This window comes from Micromonospora sp. NPDC093244, from assembly GCF_040683695.1.
Lineage (GTDB): Bacteria > Actinomycetota > Actinomycetes > Mycobacteriales > Micromonosporaceae > Micromonospora.
Window position 1 is genome coordinate 454,543 of the sequence record NZ_JBFBEO010000001.1, and the last position, 20,143, is coordinate 474,685.

At 72.8% G+C, this 20,143-nt stretch carries 20 protein-coding genes; 12 read left to right on the forward strand and 8 right to left on the reverse strand.

What is annotated here, in order from left to right; genetic code table 11:
* Positions 1-134: 134 nt before the first annotated feature.
* From AB0N27_RS02110 to AB0N27_RS02120, 3 genes are all read left to right on the forward strand, one after another.
* Positions 135-1,163, forward strand: a complete 1,029-nt coding sequence (locus AB0N27_RS02110) for a 6-phosphofructokinase (RefSeq protein WP_139584498.1) — start codon at positions 135-137, stop codon at positions 1,161-1,163.
* Between the two features lie 73 nt (positions 1,164-1,236).
* Positions 1,237-2,055 carry a pyrroline-5-carboxylate reductase gene (gene proC, locus AB0N27_RS02115; protein ID WP_139584494.1) on the forward strand — a complete coding sequence of 273 codons (819 nt, stop codon included), beginning with the start codon at positions 1,237-1,239 and terminating at the stop codon, positions 2,053-2,055.
* 46 nt (positions 2,056-2,101) lie between these two features.
* The gene (locus tag AB0N27_RS02120) at positions 2,102-2,452 is read left to right on the forward strand and encodes a DUF2203 domain-containing protein (RefSeq protein ID WP_364362559.1); all 351 of its coding nucleotides are present in this window, start codon (positions 2,102-2,104) and stop codon (positions 2,450-2,452) included.
* A gap of 8 nt (positions 2,453-2,460) precedes the next feature.
* Here the strand turns inward: AB0N27_RS02120 and AB0N27_RS02125 are convergent, their stop codons facing one another.
* Positions 2,461-3,123 (reverse strand): class F sortase, encoded by a 663-nt coding sequence (locus AB0N27_RS02125; protein ID WP_364362560.1) that lies wholly within the window; start codon positions 3,121-3,123, stop codon positions 2,461-2,463.
* Entirely contained in the window at positions 3,102-4,019 is a 918-nt protein-coding gene (locus AB0N27_RS02130; RefSeq protein ID WP_364362561.1) for a DUF4397 domain-containing protein, read from the reverse strand. The genes AB0N27_RS02125 and AB0N27_RS02130 overlap by 22 nt, the downstream gene beginning before the upstream one ends.
* A 258-nt stretch (positions 4,020-4,277) precedes the next feature.
* Here AB0N27_RS02130 and AB0N27_RS02135 point away from each other — a divergent pair, with 258 nt between their 5' ends.
* On the forward strand, positions 4,278-5,879 hold the full coding sequence (locus AB0N27_RS02135) for a glycosyltransferase 87 family protein (RefSeq protein ID WP_364362562.1): 1,602 nt from the start codon (positions 4,278-4,280) through the stop codon (positions 5,877-5,879).
* 28 nt (positions 5,880-5,907) lie between these two features.
* Here AB0N27_RS02135 and AB0N27_RS02140 read toward each other — a convergent pair whose 3' ends face one another.
* The gene (locus AB0N27_RS02140) at positions 5,908-6,582 is read right to left on the reverse strand and encodes an NADPH-dependent F420 reductase (protein ID WP_364362563.1); all 675 of its coding nucleotides are present in this window, start codon (positions 6,580-6,582) and stop codon (positions 5,908-5,910) included.
* A gap of 97 nt (positions 6,583-6,679) precedes the next feature.
* On the opposite strand from AB0N27_RS02140, the gene AB0N27_RS02145 reads away from it, so the two are divergent.
* A complete protein-coding gene (locus tag AB0N27_RS02145) occupies positions 6,680-7,537 on the forward strand; it encodes a GNAT family N-acetyltransferase (protein WP_364362564.1) in 858 nt (285 codons plus the stop codon).
* A 42-nt stretch (positions 7,538-7,579) separates the two neighbouring features.
* On the opposite strand, the gene AB0N27_RS02150 is transcribed toward AB0N27_RS02145, so the two are convergent.
* Positions 7,580-8,068, reverse strand: coding sequence for a glutathione peroxidase (locus AB0N27_RS02150; RefSeq protein ID WP_364362565.1), 489 nt, complete (start codon positions 8,066-8,068; stop codon positions 7,580-7,582).
* 163 nt (positions 8,069-8,231) lie between these two features.
* Here AB0N27_RS02150 and AB0N27_RS02155 point away from each other — a divergent pair, with 163 nt between their 5' ends.
* From AB0N27_RS02155 to AB0N27_RS02170, 4 genes are all read left to right on the forward strand, one after another.
* A complete protein-coding gene (locus tag AB0N27_RS02155) occupies positions 8,232-9,857 on the forward strand; it encodes a glycosyl hydrolase family 18 protein (protein WP_364362566.1) in 1,626 nt (541 codons plus the stop codon).
* Between the two features lie 179 nt (positions 9,858-10,036).
* Positions 10,037-10,585, forward strand: a complete 549-nt coding sequence (locus tag AB0N27_RS02160) for a hypothetical protein (RefSeq protein WP_364362567.1) — start codon at positions 10,037-10,039, stop codon at positions 10,583-10,585.
* A gap of 81 nt (positions 10,586-10,666) precedes the next feature.
* Complete coding sequence (locus tag AB0N27_RS02165; RefSeq protein WP_364362568.1) at positions 10,667-12,073, forward strand: class II 3-deoxy-7-phosphoheptulonate synthase; 1,407 nt, start codon at positions 10,667-10,669, stop codon at positions 12,071-12,073.
* Positions 12,066-13,094: a GntG family PLP-dependent aldolase gene (locus AB0N27_RS02170; protein WP_364362569.1), complete on the forward strand. Its 1,029-nt coding sequence runs from the start codon at positions 12,066-12,068 to the stop codon at positions 13,092-13,094. The genes AB0N27_RS02165 and AB0N27_RS02170 overlap by 8 nt, the downstream gene beginning before the upstream one ends.
* 64 nt (positions 13,095-13,158) lie before the next feature.
* Here the strand turns inward: AB0N27_RS02170 and AB0N27_RS02175 are convergent, their stop codons facing one another.
* Both AB0N27_RS02175 and pknB read right to left on the reverse strand, forming a co-directional pair.
* Entirely contained in the window at positions 13,159-14,040 is an 882-nt protein-coding gene (locus AB0N27_RS02175; RefSeq protein WP_364362570.1) for a deoxyribonuclease IV, read from the reverse strand.
* A complete protein-coding gene (gene pknB / locus AB0N27_RS02180; RefSeq protein WP_364362571.1) occupies positions 14,040-16,022 on the reverse strand; it encodes a Stk1 family PASTA domain-containing Ser/Thr kinase in 1,983 nt (660 codons plus the stop codon). The genes AB0N27_RS02175 and pknB overlap by 1 nt, the downstream gene beginning before the upstream one ends.
* Before the next feature lie 188 nt (positions 16,023-16,210).
* On the opposite strand from pknB, the gene AB0N27_RS02185 reads away from it, so the two are divergent.
* Positions 16,211-16,600 (forward strand): Rv2175c family DNA-binding protein, encoded by a 390-nt coding sequence (locus AB0N27_RS02185; protein WP_364362572.1) that lies wholly within the window; start codon positions 16,211-16,213, stop codon positions 16,598-16,600.
* A 149-nt stretch (positions 16,601-16,749) separates the two neighbouring features.
* Here the strand turns inward: AB0N27_RS02185 and AB0N27_RS02190 are convergent, their stop codons facing one another.
* Together AB0N27_RS02190 and AB0N27_RS02195 are read right to left on the reverse strand one after the other, a co-directional pair.
* Positions 16,750-17,832 (reverse strand): polyprenyl synthetase family protein, encoded by a 1,083-nt coding sequence (locus AB0N27_RS02190; RefSeq protein ID WP_364362573.1) that lies wholly within the window; start codon positions 17,830-17,832, stop codon positions 16,750-16,752.
* Positions 17,833-17,841: 9 nt separating this feature from the next.
* Positions 17,842-18,234: a helix-turn-helix transcriptional regulator gene (locus AB0N27_RS02195; protein WP_364362574.1), complete on the reverse strand. Its 393-nt coding sequence runs from the start codon at positions 18,232-18,234 to the stop codon at positions 17,842-17,844.
* A gap of 248 nt (positions 18,235-18,482) precedes the next feature.
* Between AB0N27_RS02195 and metF the strand changes: the two genes are divergently transcribed.
* Together metF and AB0N27_RS02205 are read left to right on the forward strand one after the other, a co-directional pair.
* Positions 18,483-19,400, forward strand: coding sequence for a methylenetetrahydrofolate reductase [NAD(P)H] (metF, locus tag AB0N27_RS02200; protein WP_364362575.1), 918 nt, complete (start codon positions 18,483-18,485; stop codon positions 19,398-19,400).
* A 21-nt stretch (positions 19,401-19,421) separates the two neighbouring features.
* Positions 19,422-20,135, forward strand: coding sequence for a CDP-alcohol phosphatidyltransferase family protein (locus tag AB0N27_RS02205; RefSeq protein ID WP_364365960.1), 714 nt, complete (start codon positions 19,422-19,424; stop codon positions 20,133-20,135).
* Positions 20,136-20,143: the final 8 nt, after the last annotated feature.

The following is a 20,143-nucleotide window of genomic DNA, read 5'->3' on the forward strand; positions in this document are numbered from 1 at the left end:
ATCGCACAGGCAGGCCGACTACAGTGCGCAGTGACGGCCCGCCCCGGGCCGGCAACGGCGCCGATGGTCTGACCTGACACATATCCTGGGGCAAATCGGGCTTTACCCTGATGCTCCAGGAGGATGAGCGGATCATGCGTATCGGCGTGCTCACCGGCGGCGGCGACTGCCCGGGTCTCAACGCGGTCATCCGGGCGGTGGTCCGCAAGGGCGTCGCCACCTACGGTCACGAGTTCGTGGGCTTCCGGGACGGTTGGAAGGGCCCGCTCGAGGGTCTCTCCCGTCCGCTGGACATCGCGGACGTCCGGGGCATCCTGCCCCGAGGCGGCACCATCCTCGGCTCGTCCCGCACCAACCCGTTCAAGATCGAGAACGGCGTCGAGCGGATCAAGGACAACCTCGCCGAACAGGGCGTGGACGCGCTCATCGCGATCGGCGGCGAGGACACCCTCGGCGTCGCCACCAAGCTCTACGAGCTGGGCGTGCACGTGGTCGGCGTGCCGAAGACGATCGACAACGACCTGGGCGCCACCGACTACACCTTCGGCTTCGACACCGCTGTCAACATCGCGATGGAGGCCATCGACCGGCTGCACACCACCGCCGAGAGCCACCACCGCACCCTCGTCGTCGAGGTGATGGGCCGGCACGCCGGCTGGATCGCCCTGCACGCCGGCCTGGCCGGTGGCGCCAACGTCATCCTGCTGCCGGAGCGGCAGTTCGACGTCGACCAGGTGGCCGGCTACGTCGAGAAGCGCTTCCAGCACCAGTACGCCCCGATCGTCGTGGTCGCCGAGGGCGCCCAGCCGCTGGACGGCCAGATGGTGCTCGCCAACCAGGAGCTCGACTCGTTCGGCCACGTCCGCCTCGGCGGCATCGGCCAGTGGCTGGCCGAGCAGCTGGAGGCCAAGACCGGCAAGGAGGCCCGCACCGTGGTGCTGGGTCACATCCAGCGCGGCGGCACCCCTACCGCGTTCGACCGGGTGCTCGCCACCCGCCTGGGCCTGCAGGCCATCGACGCGGTCAACGACGGCGACTGGGGCAAGATGGTCGCGATGCAGAGCACCGACATCGTCCGGGTGCCCCTCGCCGAGGCCACCCGCGAGCTGAAGACCGTGCCGCTGGAGCGGTACGCCGAGGCCGAGGTCTTCTTCGGCAGCTGATCGACCGGTAGGGCGGCGCGGCGGGCCTGCGGGTCCGCCGCGCCGCGATCCGACGCGAGGGGGTACGGCCCAGATGTCACCCGGTGTGCACACGGTCGCGGTGATCGGCGCGGGCAAGATCGGCGAGTTGATGCTCTCCGGGCTGCTGCGCTCGGGATGGCCCGTGGACCGGCTGCTGGCCACCGCCCGTCGCCCGGCGCGGGCCGAGGAGCTGACCGCCCGCTACGGCGTACGGGTGGTCGACAACCTGACCGCCGTCGACGAGGCGGCGGTGCTCGCCGTGTCGGTGAAGCCGCAGGACGCCGCCGCGCTGCTCGACGAGATCGGCCCCAAGGTGCCTGCCGACAAGCTCGTCATCTCGCTCTGCGCCGGGCTTCCCACCAGCTTCTTCAACCGCCGGCTGCCCGAGGGCACCCCGGTGGTCCGGGTCATGACCAACACTCCGGCGCTCGTCGACGAGGCGATGACCGCGATCTCCGCCGGCGCGTACGCCACCGGGGCGCACCTGGCGTTGGCCGAGGAGATGTTCAAGCCTCTCGGGCAGACCATCCGGGTGCCCGAATCGCAGCAGGACGCGGTCACCGCGCTCTCCGGGTCCGGCCCGGCCTACTTCTACCTGCTCGTCGAAGCCATGATCGACGCGGGGATCCTGCTCGGGCTGCCCCGGCAGGTGGCGCACGAGTTGATCGTGCAGACCGCCATCGGCTCCGCGGTGATGCTCCGTGACTCCGGTGAGCACCCGGTCAAGTTGCGCGAGGCGGTCACCTCGCCGGCCGGCACCACCATCTCCGCGATCCGCGAGTTGGAGAAGCACGGCGTCCGGGCGGCGCTGCTCGCCGCGCTGGAGGCCGCCCGGGACCGCGCCCGCGAGCTGGCCGCCCAGTCCGACTGACGGTTGCGGGCACGTCGCGGAGCCGGGCGTGGCGCATACTGGCGCGGTGTTCACACTCGCCCAGGCCCGGCACCTGGTGGCCACCCTGCAACCACGCGTCGACGAGTTGATCCGGGTCCGGGCCGACCTGGCCGAGCTGCGCGCCGACCTGGCCGACCACGGGGTGAGCGTCCTCGGCGGTCTGGCCGAGGTCAAGGGACTGGAAGCACGCCTGCACGCCGTCGTCGACGAGCTGCACCAGCACGACATCCAGGTCAAGGGCATCGCGCCGGTGCTGCTCGACTTCGCCGGTGAGCGGGCCGGCCGTTCGGTGCTGTGGTGCTGGCTGGAGGGCGACTCCGACGTGCGCTGGTACCACCGGGCCGAGTGCGGCTTCGCCGGCCGCCGCCCGGTCTGACCTGCCGGTCAGAGCTCGGCCACCGCGAAAACCACCACGTTGTCGGTGTAGTGCCCGCGTCGCCTGTCGAAGTCGCCCCCGCAGGTGACCAGGCGCAGCTCCGCGCCGGGCGTCGGCCCGTAGACCGCCGCCGTGGGGAAGCGGTCCTTGCCGGTCCGCAGTGACCCGGTCACCCGGAACGACAACCACTGCCCGCCGCGCCACACCTGCACCCGGTCACCGGGCCGCAGCTCGCCGAGCCGGGCGAACACCGCCGGGCCGCGCCGCGAGTCCAGATGCCCGGCGAGCACGGCCGGACCGGTGTCGCCGGGGGCCGGCCCGCCGCCGTACCAGCCGGCGGTGTCGAAGTCGTCAGGCGGGGCCAGCGCGCCCGCGCGGTCCAGGCCCAGCACGGTGAGCGGGGAGTCGACGCCGATGCGCGGCACGCGTACCCGGGTGGGTGGACCCTGCGGCGCGGACACGGCGGCCACCGGCGGGCAGTCGTCGACGCAGCCGGGGTGCCAGCTCGCGGCCGGAGGCGGTGGACCGGTGCCGGCCAACCCGACGCCGGTGCCGGCGGCCAGGCAGACGGCCGCGCCGGCCGCGACGAGCGCGGCCAGCGGCACCCGCCGGTCGCGGTGCCGCCGGATCGACAGGCCCGGCCCGACGCTCACCAGGTGGTGCGCCGCCACCGGCGCCAGAACAGCAGCGCCGCTGCGACGGCCGCCGCGGTCAATCCGCCGGCCACCAGGGGGTACGCGTCGAGCCCGTTCCCGGAGGTGCCACCGGCGCCGGTGTCCACCCCGCCCGCCGGGACGACAGTTCCGCCCTCGGCGTCGCGGCGCAGCTCGGCAGTGAGCCCGCCCTGCTTGGAGTCGAGCACCAGCAACGAGTAGACCGCGCCACCGGTGAGCCGCACCTCGGCGTCGGTGCTCGGCCCGCCCGCGCCGGTCAGCTTCAGCCGCCAGCTGCCCGGCTCGACCTGCTGGTAGTCGGTGGTCGTGGCGAACTGCACCCCGTTGGCGATCATCGGACCGTCGGCGGCCGCCACGTCCAGCACCGGCGTGCGCACCGAGGCCTGCACGACACGGACCTTGGCGCGGCCGTCGGTGGGTGCGCTGAGGTCGTCGGTGAGCACCCGCAGACCGAGGTCGGCGTGTCGGCCGACACCCGCCACCGTGTAGGCGTCGCCGCTGGTCACCGCCACCTCGGTGGTGAGCACCGGAGGATCGGTGGCGGGCGCGCCGGCCTCGCGCATCGCCACGGCGTAGCGGCCGGGAGACAGCGACAGGTAGTCCGAGACGACCCCGTAGCCCACGCCGGGGAAGACCTGCGGTTTCGGGGCGTCAGGCGCGGACAGGTAGACGTCGACGGCAGGCGTGTCGGGGGAGAGATGGGCGAGCCGGACATAGCCGACGGTGTCCGCCCCGGCGGCGCTGACCGACGCCTGAGCGCCAGCACCGACGGGCACGGACGTGCCGGCGGCGCTGACCGGCACCGGCGTGCCGGCGGCGGCGAGGGTGGTGCCGAGCAGGAGCGCGCCAGCGCCGGCCAGGAGCCGGCGGTGCGCGGTATGAAGCGTGTGCATGTCGCCTCCGGGGAGCACGTTCGGTGAGCGGGCGGCAACACCCAGGGATCAGAGTCCCGTGAGCAGGACTTCAGCGCAAGTTGCCGCGGCAAGTTTTCTGCTCGCAGCCCCGCCGCCCCGCCCCCCAGCCGCTCCGCCGCCCCGCTGCACGGGGCTGGTGCCGCTACCGGCGCCGCTGACCTGCGCCGCGGACGACCCGACGCCGAATCCACGGGCGGGGGGACGCCGAAGGCACTCCTGTTCGCCTATTCTCGGTCGATGCGGGATCGCCGGGTGGCATTGGCGTGGGCGGCCTTCGTCGTCGTCGCGCTGGTGTCCTGTCTGTTCGTCCTGGACCGTCCGGATCGTCTCTCCGACCTGCACATCTACTACGGCGCGCTGTCCGACCTGCACGCCGGCAGGCCGCTGTACGGGTATGTGGCCCAGAACGGGGGGCCGTTCACCTACCCGCCGTTCGCCGCCCTCGTGCTGGGGCCGATGACCGCCGTCAGCGAGGGCGTGGTGCAGGGGTTCTGGCTGGTGGCGACGTGCGCCGCGGTTGTCGCCATCGCCGCGTCGGTAGGTGTCGCGCTGAGCACCCGGCCGTCCCGGCGGCCGCTGGTCGTGGCGGTGGCGGCCACGGTGCTGATGCTCTCCGCGCCGGTGCAGAGCAACCTGCGGTTCGGTCAGGTAAGCATCTTCATCGTGCTGATGGCCCTGCTGGACGGGATGGGCGTCCTGCCGCCCCGGCTGCGCGGGACCCTCGTCGGGGTGGCCGCGGCCATCAAGCTCACCCCCCTGCTGTTCGTGGTCTACTTCCTCGCCGTCGGCCGTTACCGCGACGCCGCCCGGGCCGCCGGGACGTTCGTGGCCTGCGCCGCGCTCGCCGCGATCGTGCTGCCCGGCGAGAGCTGGACGTACTGGACCGAGGCCGTCCGGCAGACCTCCCGAATCGGCAACCTGGCCTCGCTGGGCAACCAGTCCCTGCACGGGATGCTGCTGCGGGTCGGCGTCGAGGAGTCCACACTGCCCCTGCTCTGGGCCGGCCTTGTCGCGGTGATCTGCGCGGCGGCGCTGCTGCGGTCCCGGCAGTTGACCCGGCAGGGCCGCCCCGGGCACGCCGCGGTGCTCGTCGGCTGCGCCACGGTGGCCGCGTCGCCGGTGTCCTGGACCCACCACCAGGTGTGGCCGGTGCTCGCCGCGATGCTGCTGATCGGTGCGTCAGGTGTCGCCCAACGGGCCGCCGGCGCGGCGCTGCTCGCCGCCATGGTCGTCTCACTGGGCGCGGTGCTCAGCCCGGTCTCGACGCGGCCGGGCGTGCAGTTCCTGTTCGAGAACGCCCGCGCCGTCGGCGTGTGCCTGCTGTGCCTGGTCGGCTTCGGCGGTGTCGCAGTCGCCGCCCGGCGGACGAGCAGACGACCGGCCGCCGGGCGGGCGTGGCTGCGGGTGGGCGTCACGGCGACCGTGGCTGTCGCGTTCTTCGCCGTGCAGCCGCTGCCGGCCGGCGCCGACCCGACCTTCAAGGCGTACACCCTCGACGACGTGGTCAACCCCAGGTACTTCTTCGTCTGCCGGGGAGCTGCCGAGTGCGCCGCGTACGGCACCGACGCGCCTGTCACCTTCGGCACCCGTGCGGAGAAGACCAAGGTCCGGGTCAACGGCGTGGTCTCACCGCAGGTGACCCGCCTGGAGTACTACTCCGCCCCGGGCGGGGCGCCCCGGACCATTCCGCTGCTCGCCGCCTACCCGGGGACGCGGACCTTCTCGTTCCGCTCGGCGACGATGGCCCAGGGGCGGCTCGTGGCGTACGCCTCGGACGGCCAGCCGATCGCCAGCTACGACGACGAACTCGCCGCCGCCCTCCGTACGGCCACCAGGTAGGCGGTCGCCGGAGGGCGGCGGCGGTGGATCAGCGGGTGGCGGCGGCCAGGGCGGTGCGCAGCTTCTCGGCGTCGCCGGGCACCGGGTGCTCCCAGTCGGTGGGGCTGGCGGCGTAGAGGAGGCCGTACGCCGGGGTGTCGGGCTGGTAGCGCCACCCCTCGGCGAGCGGGCCGACGTCGACCGCGTCGTAGCCGATCCGGTCCAGGAAGGCTGTCACCTCGGCCTTCGCGGCGGCGTCGTCACCGGCGATGGCGAGGGCGCTGCGGTCGGCGGCGCCGGACGGCCGGGCAAGCGTGGCCAGGCCCTTGAAGTAGATGTTGTTGAAGACCTTCACCACCCGCGAGTCGGGCAGGTGGCGCTGGAGCAGCTCGCTGCTGGTGGTCTCGCCGGAGTCCAGCTCGGGGAGGTTCCCGTCGCGCTGCGGGTAGTAGTTGTTGGTGTCGATGACAACCTTGCCGGCCAGCGGCTCGACGGGCACCGCGCGGTACGCCTTCAGCGGCACACTGACCACGACGAGGTCACCGACCTGGGCCGCGTCCCGGGCGGTGCCGGCGCTGGCCTGCTTGCCCAGCTCGTCGACGAGACCCTGGAGGGTTTCCGGCCCCCGCGAGTTGCTCAGCACCACGTCGTAGCCGGCGTCCACCGCCAGCCGGGCCACGGTGCCGCCGATGTTGCCGCTGCCGATCAATCCCACTGTTGTCATGCTCGTTCCCAACTCCGTCCACCGGCGACGCATTCCCGACCGGGCTGGTGGGTTATCCGGTTGCCGCACCGCCGTCCGGCTGCGCACACTGCCGGGCATGCGCTGTCTCGTCGAGGATCTCGCGGCCTTCGCCGGAACGGCGGGCGCCTGGTTGCGCCGCGAGCCCGTCCTGCACAACGTACTGCTCACGCTCGTCGCCGACCGGCTCTCCGGGGACGTGCCACTCTCCGGTGCCGAGCGGTTCGTGCGGGTGGTCGACGGCGGGGTGACTGTGGGTGCGGCGGTGTGGACGCCGCCGCGCGGGCCGCTGCTCGGCGCGGTGCCGGTGGCGGCCGCGCGGGCGCTCGCCGAGCACTTCGTCCGGGCGGCGCCGCCGCTTGCCGAGGTGCACGGCCCGGTCCCGGCCGTCGTGGAGTTCGCCAGGCGGTACGCCGATCGCGCCGGCCTGCTGGCCGTACCCGGAACCGCGCAGCGGATCTTCCGGCTGGACGCGGTCCGGCCGCCGACGGGCGTACCCGGGCAGGCCCGGCCGGCGACCGTCGCGGACCGGGACCTGCTGGTGGCCTGGGCCGAGGCGTTCGGCGCGGAGACCACGCCCGGCCTGCGGCGCGTCGACCTGCTGCGGCAGGTGGACGCCCGGCTGCCGTACGGGGATCTGCTCTGGCTCTGGGAGGTCGCCGGCACCCCGGTCTCGATGGCCTGGCTGAGCAGGCAGGTGTCGGGCGTGGCCCGGGTCAGCGGTGTCTACACGCCACCGGAGCACCGGGGGCGAGGCTTCGCCGGGGGCTGCGTGGCGCACGCCAGCCGGTACGCGCTGAGCGCCGGCGCGACGACCTGCACCCTCCACACCGACCTGGCCAACCCCACGAGCAACCACATCTACCAGGCCCTCGGCTACACGCCGGTCGCCGACGCGGCCCAGTGGCGCTTCCGCCCGCCGAACCCAGAGCGGTGATCAAGAGGCCTGCTCTGACGCGGACCTCTTGATCATCGGCGCTCAGGCGGGGAGGACCTTCTCGATGGCGGCGCGCAGGTCGTCGGAGTCGGGGGTGACAGTGGGGGCGAAGCGGGCGGCGACCGTCCCGTCTGGGGCCACCAGGAACTTCTCGAAGTTCCACCGCACGTCGCCGGTGTGCCCGTCGGCATCCGGGGTCTCGACCAACGCGCTGTAGAGCGGGTGCCGCTCGGGGCCGTTGACGTCGACCTTCTCGGTAAGCGGGAAGGTCACGCCGTAGTTGACCTGGCAGAAGTCGCTGATCTCGGCGGCGCTGCCCGGCTCCTGACCAGCGAACTGGTTGCACGGCACGCCGAGCACCACGAGACCGCGCGCGGCGTACGAGTCGGCGAGCGCCTGGAGGCCCGCGTACTGGGGGGTGAGGCCACAGCGGGAGGCCACGTTGACGACCAGGAGCGCCTTGCCGCGGTAGCGGTCCAGGTCCGCGGGGCCGCCGTTGAGGGCGTCGATCGGGATGTCGAAGACGGTCATGGTCCGAGGCTACGCGTCAGGCGTCCGGGGGCTCGGAACGGGCGCGGGGGGACTCCACGCATCGGGCAATCGAAACATGCGCATCTTGACGAAGTGATGACGCTGTGAGTACCGTCTCACCAATCTCTTTTGGAAAGTTTCCTAACAGTTCGGGAGACGCCTCATGCAAAGATCGCTCCGCCGGGCCCTCTGGGCCGGTGCCGTGGTCGCCGTGACCGTCGCAGCGGTGCCGATGACCACCGCGTTCGGCGCCGGCACGGTCACCACCACGTTCACCAAGGCGCAGGACTGGGGGACCGGTCACGAGACGAAGGTGACAATCACCAACGGCTCCGGCGCCACCGTCAGCACCTGGCGCATCGAATTCGACCTGCCGTCGGGGACCACCATCAGCAGCGCCTGGGACGCCGACGTCACGAGCAGCGGCAACCACTACGTCGCGGTCAAGAAGAGCTGGGCCGGCGGCCTGGCCCCCGGCGCCTCGTTCAGTTGGGGCTACAACGGCACCGGCGCGTACAAGGCGCCGCTGAACTGCACTGTGAACGGCGCCGCGTGCGGCGGCGGGACCACCCCGCCGACCACGACGCCGCCGACCACCACCCCGCCCACCACGACGCCACCCACCACCCCGCCGCCCACGACGCCACCGCCGACCACCCCACCGCCGAACACGGGTGGCAAGAAGGTCGTCGGCTACTTCGCCGAGTGGGGCGTCTACGCCCGCAACTACCACGTCAAGAACATCCAGACCAGCGGCTCGGCCGCCAAGCTGACCCACATCCTGTACGCCTTCGGCAACACCACAGGCGGTCGCTGCTCCATCGGTGACAGCTACGCCGACTACGAGAAGGCGTACACGGCGGCGGACAGCGTCGACGGTGTCGCCGACACGTGGGACCAGCCGCTGCGGGGCAGCTTCAACCAGCTGCGCAAGCTCAAGCAGATGAACCCGCACCTGAAGGTGATCTGGTCGTTCGGTGGCTGGACCTGGTCCGGTGGCTTCACGCAGGCCGCGCAGAACCCGGCCGCCTTCGCCGAGAGCTGCTACAACCTGGTCGAGGACCCGCGCTGGGCGGACGTCTTCGACGGCATCGACGTCGACTGGGAGTACCCGAACGCCTGCGGTCTGAGCTGCGACAGCAGCGGCCCCAACGCGTTCAAGAACGTCATCGGCGCGCTGCGGTCGAAGTTCGGCTCCAACGCCCTGGTCACCGCCGCCATCACGGCGGACGGCAGCAACGGCGGCAAGATCGACGCGACCGACTACGCAGGCGCCATCGGCAACCTCAACTGGCTCATGCCGATGACGTACGACTACTTCGGCGCATTCAACGCCCAGGGCCCCACCGCCCCGCACTCGCCGCTGACCTCGTACACAGGCATCCCGCAGCAGGGCTTCAACTCCGACGCGGCGATCCAGAAGCTCAAGAGCAAGGGCATCCCGGCCAACAAGCTGCTGCTCGGCATCGGCTTCTACGGACGGGGCTGGACCGGTGTCACCCAGGCGGCACCTGGCGGCAGCGCCACCGGCGCGGCACCTGGCACGTACGAGGCGGGCATCGAGGACTACAAGGTCCTCAAGAACACCTGCCCGACCACCGGCACGATCGCCGGCACCGCGTACGCCAAGTGCGGCAGCAACTGGTGGAGCTACGACACCCCGTCGACAATCAACGGCAAGATGACGTACGCGAACAACCAGGGCCTCGGTGGCGCGTTCTTCTGGGAACTCTCCGGTGACACCAGCAACGGGGAGCTCATCGGCGCCATCAAGGGCGGTCTCGGCTGAGCCGAGGGCGACGCAGTACCCACACGGCGGGGAGGGTCCGCACCGTCCCTCCCCGCCCGTGACGCACCGGCCCGGTCGACGCCCCGCGTCGGCCGGGCCGACGGCGTTGGGCGGGACTGCCGGGATGTGGCAGACTCGCGGCTCGGCACGTCTCGATGGCACGGTCGACGGAGGTGATCATGCGCCCGACCCACCGCAGGCTGGCGGCGACCGCCGCCGGGCTTGTGCTGCTGCCGGTCTCCCTGGTCGGCTGCGGCATCGGCGGCGGTGACGAGCAGGAGGCGGCCAAGCCCGAGCGGGCACCCGCCGAGGAGGCCGCCACCCGCTCCCGTGAACGGGTGCAGGCGTACCTCGACGCGATGACCGCCAAGGACGTCGCCGCCGGCCGCAGCCAGCTCTGCGCGCTGCTCCAGGAGGGTTTCGACCTGAGCGCCACCGGCCCGAACGGCGACTTCGCCGACCACTTCGAGGTGCCCGGGGCGACGATCGACGCCGTCGAACCAGGCCCGCGCGGGCAGGAGGTAAGCGTCTCGGTCACGGTGGCCGCCGGCAAGCGCACGATCACCCGGCCGTTGGTGTTCACAGTCACCCGCGACGGCGGTGACTGGTGCATCGCCGGCGAGGCACCCGGCGACGCCTCCGCACCCGCTGGCCCTCCGCCGCCGGCTGGCGCCCCGGCACCCGGTGACGGGGCCCCGGGCGGCGCACCGTCGCCGCCCGCGTCCTGACCCACCGGATCGATCTCCCATCTGCCGGAACCATCCCCCTCGCCGACCAGGCACGCCGAGCGTCGCCGTACGCTTTCTCTCATGCGCCATGAGTGGCATCAGCTGAGCCATCCCGCGGTGGGTAGCCCGGGCCTGCAGACCAGCCGACCGACAGTCGACTCCGCCGAGGACGCCGCCCTCGGCCTGGACCGATGGCGGGAGCTGCCCCGCGAGCAGACCCCGCCGTGGTCCGATCCGGCGACCGTCGCCGAGGTGTGCAAGGTGCTCGACACCGTGCCGTCGGTCGTCGCGCCCTACGAGGTGGACCAGCTGCGGCAGAAGCTGGCCCTGGTCTGCGAGGGCAAGGCGTTCCTGCTCCAGGGCGGTGACTGCGCCGAGACGTTCGTCGACAACACCGAGAGCCACCTGCTGGCCAACGCCCGCACCCTGCTCCAGATGGCGATCGTGCTCACCTACGGCGCGTCGCTGCCGGTGGTCAAGGTCGCCCGGGTGGCCGGCCAGTACACCAAGCCCCGTTCGCTGCCCACCGACGCGCGCGGCCTGCCCGCCTACCGCGGCGACATGATCAATTCGCTGGAGGCCGACCCGGCCGCCCGGGTCGCCGACCCGCAGCGCATGATCCGGGCGTACGCCAACTCGGCGGCGGCCATGAACATGCTCCGGGCGTACCTCGCCGGTGGGCTCGCCGACCTGCACGCCGTGCACGACTGGAACAAGGGGTTCGTGAAGAACTCCCCGGCGGGGGAGCGCTACGAGGCGATCGCCCGGGAGATCGACCGCGCGTTGGCCTTCATCCGGGCCTGCGGGATGACCGACGACGAGGCGTTGCGGACCGTCACGCTCTACTGCTCCCACGAGGCCCTCGCCCTGGAGTACGACAGGGCGCTGACCCGGGTCTCCGACCGCCGGGCGTACGGGCTCTCCGGGCACTTCCTCTGGGTCGGCGAGCGCACCCGGCAGATCACCGGCGCGCACATCGACTTCATCTCCCGCATCGCCAACCCGATAGGCGTGAAGCTCGGCCCCACCACGTCCCCGGACGAGGCGATCGAGCTGTGCGAGAAGCTCAACCCGGACAACGTCCCCGGCCGGCTCACCCTGATCAGCCGGATGGGCAACCACCGCGTACGCGACGCCCTCCCGCCGATCGTGGCCAAGGTCACCGCCGCCGGCGCGAAGGTCGTCTGGCAGTGCGACCCGATGCACGGCAACACCCACGAGTCGTCGAACGGGTACAAGACCCGGCACTTCGACCGGATCGTCGACGAGGTGCTTGGCTACTTCGAGGTGCACCGGGGCCTGGACACCCACCCCGGTGGCCTGCACGTCGAGTTGACCGGCGAGGACGTCACCGAGTGCCTCGGTGGCGCCCAGGGCATCGAGGACCTCGACCTGCCCGACCGGTACGAAACCGCCTGCGACCCGCGACTGAACACCCAGCAGTCGCTGGAGCTGGCCTTCCTGGTAGCGGAGATGTTGCGTGGCTGATCTTGTTGACCTGCGGTCCGACACGGTGACCCGGCCCACCGCCGGGATGCGGGAGGCGATGGCCACCGCCGAGGTCGGCGACGACGTCTACGGCGAGGACCCGACGGTCAACGCCCTCGAAGCCGAGGTCGCCGCGCTGTTCGGCCACGAGGCGGCGTTGTTCGCCCCGAGCGGGTCGATGGCCAACCAGATCGCCCTGCAACTGCTGGTGCCGCCCGGTGACGAGCTGCTCTGCGACGCCGACGCGCACGTGGTGACGTACGAGATCGGCGCCGCAGCCGCGTACGGCGGGATCTCCTCGCGGACCTGGCCGGCGGTCGGCGCGGACATCGACCCGGAGACGGTCGCCCGGATGATCCGTCCGGACGGCTACTTCGCCGTCCCCACCCGCGCCGTCGCCGTCGAGCAGACCCACAACCGGGGTGGCGGTGGGGTGATCCCCCTCGCCACGCTGCGGGACCTGCGCGCCGTCGCCGACGAGGCGCAGGTCGCGCTGCACTGCGACGGCGCCCGGATCTGGCACGCGCACGTCGCGGACGGGGTTCCCCTGATCGAGTACGGCCAGCTCTTCGACACCGTGTCGGTCTGCCTGTCCAAGGGGCTCGGCGCGCCCGTCGGGTCGCTCGTGGTCGGCAGCGCCGAAAAGATCGGCCGGGCCCGAACGATCCGCAAGCGGATGGGCGGCGGTATGCGTCAGGCAGGTGTTCTCGCCGCCGCCGGCAGGTACGCGCTCGCGCACCACATCGACAGGCTGGCCGACGACCACGCGCGGGCGGCCCGGCTCGCCGAGGTGATCGCGCCGTTCGGGGTGCTCGCCACCCCGGCCCGCACCAACCTCGTCGCACTGGATCTGACGAAGCACGCGCTTGACGCGCGTGCCCTGGCCGCCGCCGCGCGGGCCGAGGGCATCCTGATCTCGGTGCTCGGCCCCCGTACCGCACGCCTGGTCACCCACCTGGGCGTCGACGACGCGGACATCGACCGCGCGGTCGAAGCCCTGCCGCGGATCCTGTCCGCCTGACCGGAACCTGGTGATCAAGAGGTTCGCGTCGGACTCCGGCTTCCGGATGGCGCGAACCTCTTGATCAGCCCGGTGGTGACGGGCGCAGGCGGATGAGCGTTTCGATGTCGGCGGCGTGGCCCTCGTGCTTGTCGCCGCTGGGGGTCTCCACGACGATCGGGACGCCCGCAGTGGCCGGGTGGGCCATCAGCTCGGCGAAGGCCGGCTCGCCGATGGTGCCCTTGCCGATGTTCTCGTGCCGGTCCCGGGTGGAGCCGCACAGGTCCTTCGAGTCGTTTGCGTGCACCAGCCGCAGCCGGTCCGCGCCCACTGTTGCCACGAGTGTGTCCAGGGTGGCCGTCATGCCGCCCTCGGCAGCCAGGTCGTGCCCGGCCGCCCACGCGTGGCAGGTGTCGAAGCAGACCCCGAGCATGGGGTGCCGGTCCACCGCGTCCAGGTACGGTCCGAGTTGCTCCACCCGGGAGGCGAGCGACCGGCCGCCGCCCGCGCTCGGCTCGACAAGCAGCATCGGCCCACCGGTCTCGGCGGCCCAATCGAGCAGCGGCAGCAGCTCCCGGCGGACCTGCCGCATCGCCTCCTCGGCGTGCCCCTCGTCCACCGAACTGCCCGCGTGGAACACCACCGCCCGGGCGCCGATCGCCACGCCCCGGCGCAGCGCGTGCGCCAGCGTCTGCGCCGACTTCTCCACAGTGGCCGGGGTGGGTGAGCCCAGGTTCACAAGCAGCGACGCGTGGATGTACGCGGTGATGCCCCGCTCGACGCAGCCCTGCCGGAACAGCGCGTCCTGTGCCGGGTCACCGGCGGGCAGCGCCCAGCCCCGCGAGTTGGAGACGTAGACCTGCACCACCTGCGCGCCCGTCACGTCGGCGTACGGCAGGGCTGCCTTCGCCAGCCCGCCGGAGGTGGAGGTGTGCGCGCCCACCGGACGCGAGTGGACCGTCGGCATCAGAAGCACGTGATGACGACAGGGGTGCCCGGCGGCACCTGCGAATTCTCACCGGGGGCCTGGATCCGGACAACCGCGTTCGGGTTGAGCGCGATGGTCACCGGGTAGCCCTGGCTCTCCAGCACCTGCTTGGCCTGCTGGCAGGGCAGGTCGATGACCCGGGGCACGACCGCCAGCGGTGGACCCTTGCTGACCTCCAGCTTGACCTGGGTGCCCTTCTCCACGCCGGCGCCGTCGGCCGGGCTCTGCCCCAGGATCTCGTCCTTGGGCTTGTCGGAGTCCTTGTACGTCTCCACCGCCACCAGGCCGAGCCCGGCCAGGGCGGTACGGGCCTCGGTGAGGCTCTTGCCGACCAGGTTCGGCACCGACACCGGGGCGCGGCCCCGGCTCACGATCAGCGTGATCTTCGCGCCCGGTGCGACCTCGGCGCCCACCTTCGGGTTGCTGTCCAGGACGACGCCGGCCGGGAGTGTGTCGTCGTAGCGGGAGGCGCCCTTGGCCACCACCAGCTTCGCGTTGACCAGATCGGCCTCGGCCAGCTCGTACTCCTTGCCGATCACGTCGGGCACGGGAAAGCGCTCCGGGCCCAGCGAGAGGGTCAGGGTGATCGTGCCACCCTTGACGATCTTGGCGGAGGATCCCGGGCTCTGCCCCAGCACGCTGTCCTTCGGGACCTTCTCGTCGAAACGCGGCTCGCCGTACGCCAGGGTGAGCCCGGCCCGGTCGGCCTGCGCCTGCGCCTCGGCCTTGGTCAGGCTGACCAGCTGCGGGGCGGACGTGTACCGCCCGACGCCGAACCACCAACCACCCAGTGCGACCACCAGGCCCAACGCCACCACCACTGCCGCGACGGCCCGCCGGCCACGCGGGTCGCCCATCACGCTCGTCCGCAACTCGGCCAGCCGGGCCCACAGCCCCTCCGCCGGCTCCGGCGCGGCCCGCCTCCGGCCCGGCCCCTGACCGCCCTCCGGCAGCCTGGCCCAGGCCGGGCGCTCGGCCGGCCGGACCGTGGCGACCATCATTGTCGGCTGGGAGACCGACGGCTCGTCGGTGACCCGGCTCAACACAGTGGTGCGGCTGTTGGCGTCACCCAGGTTGTCCCGCGCCACCTGCACGTCGGCCAGTAGCGCACCGGCGTCGGCCGGCCGGGCGGCCGGGTCGCGTCGGGTGGCCCGCCGCACCAGGTCGTCGAGGACCGACGGCAGGCCCGGCACCAGCGTCGAAGGTGCCGGCACGTCACGGTCGACGTGCTGCCAGGCCACATCCACCGGGCGGTCACCGTCGTAGGGCACCCGACCGGTGAGCATCTCGAACAGCACGATCCCGGCCGAGTAGACGTCGGTGCGCGGATCGGCGCGGCCCTCGGTGACCAGCTCCGGGGCGACGTACGCCACGGTGGCCATCAGCTGGTTGCCCTGCTCGTCGTCGGCGCTCGCCTCGACGGCCCGGGCCAACCCGAAGTCGGCCACCTTGACCACGCTGTCGACCAGGTTGGCGACGCCGCCGGTGGGTGCCTCGGCGACCAGCACGTTCTCCGGCTTGACGTCGCGGTGCACCAGGCCGGCCCGATGCGCGGCGGCGATCGCGGCGAGCATCTGCTCGGCGATCGCCAACGCCTCGTCCGGGTTGAGGCGGCGCCGTTCGGCCAGCACGTCGCGCAGCGTACGACCGCGCACGTACTCCATCACCAGGTACGGCAGGCCGGCGTGGGTGCCCTGGTCGTAGACCGCCACCACGTTCGGGTGGGTCAGCCGGGCGATGGTCTTCGCCTCGTCGGTGAACCGGGCCACGAAGTTGGCGATCCGGGCCCGAGCCTCGGGCGCCTGGGTCGGATGAATGATCTTGACTGCGACGGTGCGCTCGAGGCGTTCGTCGGTGGCGGTGTACACGGTCGCCATGCCGCCACGGGCCACGCGACCGCGAATGCGGTAGCGCCCGTCGATAAGCGAGCCCAGCAACGTGTCGGCGACCTGTGTGTCCATCGGCAGGGAGTCTATGTGTCCAGGGGGTGAAGGTTGAACAGGATGCTACAGCCGGCGGCCGACACGGTCCGTCCCGCCGCACTCGCGGGCCCTCGTCCCCTGGTCAGCGGCGTACGCGGGACGAAGCTCCACCAGGTCGTCCGGGGTGCCGGTGGCTCGACGCGGCGGCGGCGTGACAGGGTGTCCGGGTGACCGAACCCGTACCCGACCAGGCCGTGCCCGGCCCCGAGCTCGCCGGACCCGCCGACCCGGCCGGCTGGCTCACCCTGCCCGACGTCGCCGAGCGCCTCGACGTGTCGATCAGCAAGGTGCACCAGATGATCCGCGACCGGGAGCTGTTGGCGGTCCGCCGCGACGGCGTCCGCCGGATCCCGGCCGACCTGGTGGCCAACGAGACCGTACTCAAGCACCTGCCCGGCGTGCTCAACCTGCTCTCCGACAACGGCTACGACGACGAGGCCGCGCTGCGCTGGCTCTACGAGCCCGACGACACGCTCCCCGGCAACACCCCGGCGGCGGCCCTGTCCGGCGACCAGGCCCGCGAGGTGAAGCGCCGAGCCCAAGCCGTCGGCTTCTAACCCCCACCCCACCCCCACCCGCGCCCCCCCGGGCCTCCGGCCCCCGCGCTCTCCGTTGATCATGAAGTTGGCGGCGCGACACGCCGAGGCGAGTGCCGCTAACTTCATGATCAACCCAGCGGGAGCGGGTGCGGGGAGCCGGGGGGGGGTTAGTCGGTTCGGCGGGTTGCCGCTATCGCCAGGTCGACCAGGGCCTGGCGGGCCTCGGTGTCGAGGTCCACGGCGCTCAGGGCCGCCAGCGCGGTGTCGGTGAGCGTGACGATCCGCTGCTCGGTACGGGCCAGAGCGCCACTCGCGGTGATCAGCTCGCGCAGCCGGGCCACCCCCCGCTCGTCCAGCTCGGGGTCGCCGAGCCGGCTGAGCAGCAGCTCCCGCCCGGCGTCGTCGGTGGTCTCCACGGCCGCCGCCACCAGATAGGTGCGCTTGCCCTCGCGCAGGTCGTCACCGGCCGGCTTGCCGGTCAGCGCCGGGTCACCGAAGACCCCCAGCACGTCGTCGCGGAGCTGGAACGCCTCGCCCAGCGGCAGCCCGTACGCCGAGTAGGCGGTGCACACCTCCGGCGGCGCGTCGGCCAGCGCGGCGCCCAGCAGCAACGGCCGCTCGACCGTGTACTTCGCCGACTTGTACCTGGCGACCTTGCTGGCCCGCTCCACCGACGTGTCCCCGGTGACCTGGGTCAACACGTCGAGGTACTGCCCGACGGTGACCTCCGTGCGCATCTCGTCGAAGACCGGCCGCGCCCGGGCCACCGCCCGCAGGTCCAGCCCGGCGGAGTGCAGCAGCTCGTCCGACCAGACCAGGCACAGGTCGCCGAGCAGGATCGCGGCGGCGTCGCCGAACCCGTCCGGGTCACCACCCCAGCCGGCCGTCCGGTGCTGCTCGGCGAACCGACGATGCACCGCCGGATCACCGCGGCGGGTGTCGGAGCGGTCCATCAGGTCGTCGTGGATCAGGGCGCTGGCCTGCACGAACTCCAGCGAGGCGAGGGCGGTGAGCACCTGGTCGCCGTCCACCCCGCCGGCGCCCCGGAAACCCCAGTAGGCGAAGGCCGGACGCAGCCGCTTGCCTCCGCCGAGCACGAACGCCTCGATCGCCTCCGCCACCTCGACCAGGGCGTCGTCCACCTGGATCAGCCGGGTCCGCTGGCCGGCCAGGAACTCGGTGAGAGCCTTGTCGACACGCTGTCGCAGGCCGGCGCGGTCGACGGGAGAAACGGGAGCAGCGTGGGTCACGCCACGACGCTAGCCGGTCGCCGACGTTCGCGCTCCACCGCCACGCGTACTCCCGCCAGGGCGGCCGGGGCCCTTCCGCCCGGCCGGCCGGGCGCCGGGCCCGGCGGCACGCCGCCCCGGACCACCGGCGCCCGTCGGGGTGGCCCGCCGGGTGGCGGCCGCGGCCGCGGCGAGCACCACCAGGGGTACGTCAAGCACGACGGCCAGCCAGCCGAGCCAGAAGCCGCCGGGCACCCGCCGCTGTCTCTCCCACCTCGACACCTCGTGCCGGCTCAACGTCGGCACCCCGGCGGCGGCGCACAACTCGGCGGCGGTGCGCCGCTGGCTCCAGCCCAGGGCCAGCCGACGGCGGGCCAGCAGCGGCCCGAGCTGCGCGGGGCGCGGTGGTGGGTGCGGGGTCATCGGTCCTCCCGGCGGTGCGTCGGCGCGGTGACGACCACCCCGCCCGACCGGACGGAACCGGACCGCCACCACGCGGCTGCCGACCCCCGCGCGAGCCCGGTCGGCCCCCGTCGACCCGTACGCGCCACCCATTCCTACCCCGGGGGTACGACGCCTTCGCGCCCGCCGGACCGCCCCGCGCGGCGGTGCCACGCCCCCGCTGTGGGAAGCGCCTGGGTCGCGGTGGCGTCGCCCGCTAGAGTCGGTTCGTGGCGCTCGGTCTTCCCTCGGTACTCCCCAATCCCCAACCGGCGATCGGGGAGCTCATCCGTGACCGCCAGCCGACCTTCTCGTTCGAGTTCTTCCCGCCCAAGACCGAGGCGGGGGAGCGGCTGCTGTGGCAGGCCATCCGCGAGCTGGAGTCGCTGCGCCCGTCGTTCGTGTCGATCACCTACGGAGCGGGCGGCTCGACCCGGGACACCACCGTGGCCGTCACCGAACGGATCGCCACCGACACCACCCTGCTGCCGATGGCCCACCTCACCGCCGTCAACCACTCCGTCGCCGAGCTGCGGCACGTCATCGGCCGGCTCGCCGGGGTGGGGGTACGCAACGTGCTGGCGGTGCGCGGCGACCCCCCGGGCAACCCGGGCGGTGAGTGGGTCCGCCATCCCGAGGGCGTGGACTACGCCGAGGACCTGGTCCGCCTGGTCCGCGACTCCGGCGACTTCAGCGTGGGCGTCGCGGCCTTCCCGTACAAGCACCCCCGCTCGCCCGACGTGGCGAGCGACACCGCGCACTTCGTCCGCAAGTGCCGGGCCGGCGCCGAGTTCGCGATCACGCAGATGTTCTTCGACGCCGACGACTACCTGCGCCTGCGTGACCGGGTGGCCGCCGCCGGCTGTGCCACGCCGATCCTGGCCGGGGTGATGCCGGTGACCCAGATCGGCACCATCGAGCGGTCCGTGCAGCTGTCCGGGGCGCCCTTCCCGCCGGCGCTGGCGGCCCGTTTCGAGCGCGTCGCCGACGACCCGGAGGCGGTCCGTCAGCTCGGCATCGAGCAGGCCAGCGAGATGAGTCGCCGACTGCTGGACGAGGGCGTGCCGGGGATCCACTTCATCACCCTCAACCGCTCCACGGCCACCCGTGAGGTCTGGCAGAACCTGAAGGTTGGCGCACGGGTGTGAACTGTGGCTCCGCGACACCTCATGCCCGGCACGACGGTTGATCCCGAGGTGGGCACACAGCTGAACTGGGATCAGTACGCCACGGCGTGGGCACGGTTGCACGGCGGGTTCGACCCCCGTGCCGCCGCGCCTGTGGTCCGCGCGTGGCTGCGGTTCGCGTACCACGTCGGGTACGTGCTGGGCCGGCTGCGGGTCGGTCCCACGGCCGTCACCGTGGCCGGGGTGGTGCTCTGCTTCTGCGTACCGCTGCTGGTGGGCCGGCCGGGCGACGGGCCGTTCCTCGGCGCGCTGTTCGTCCTGCTCGCCGCCGTGGCCGACAGCGTGGACGGCGCGGTGGCCGTCGCCACCGGCCGCACCACACGCCTCGGCTACGTCTACGACTCGCTCGCCGACCGGCTCGGTGAGGTGGCGTGGCTGTTGGCGTTCTGGCTGCTCGGCGCCCCGGGCGCGCTGGTCGCGGCGGGCGGGGCGCTGTCCTGGCTGCACGAGTACGTGCGGGCCCGCGCGGTCTCGGCAGGCATGCGCGAGATCGGTGCGGTGACAGTGGGCGAGCGCCCCACCCGGGTCTCGGTGGCGCTCGTCGGGTTGCTGGTCGCCGGGCTGGCCGGGCTCATCGAGACGGACCTGGCCGCCGGCACCATCACCATGGCGACAGCGGTGTGGGTGCTGCTGGCCGCCTTCGGCCTGGGGCAGCTGCTGTCCACCGTCCGTCGCGCGCTGCTCGACGCCGGCTGAGCGGCCGG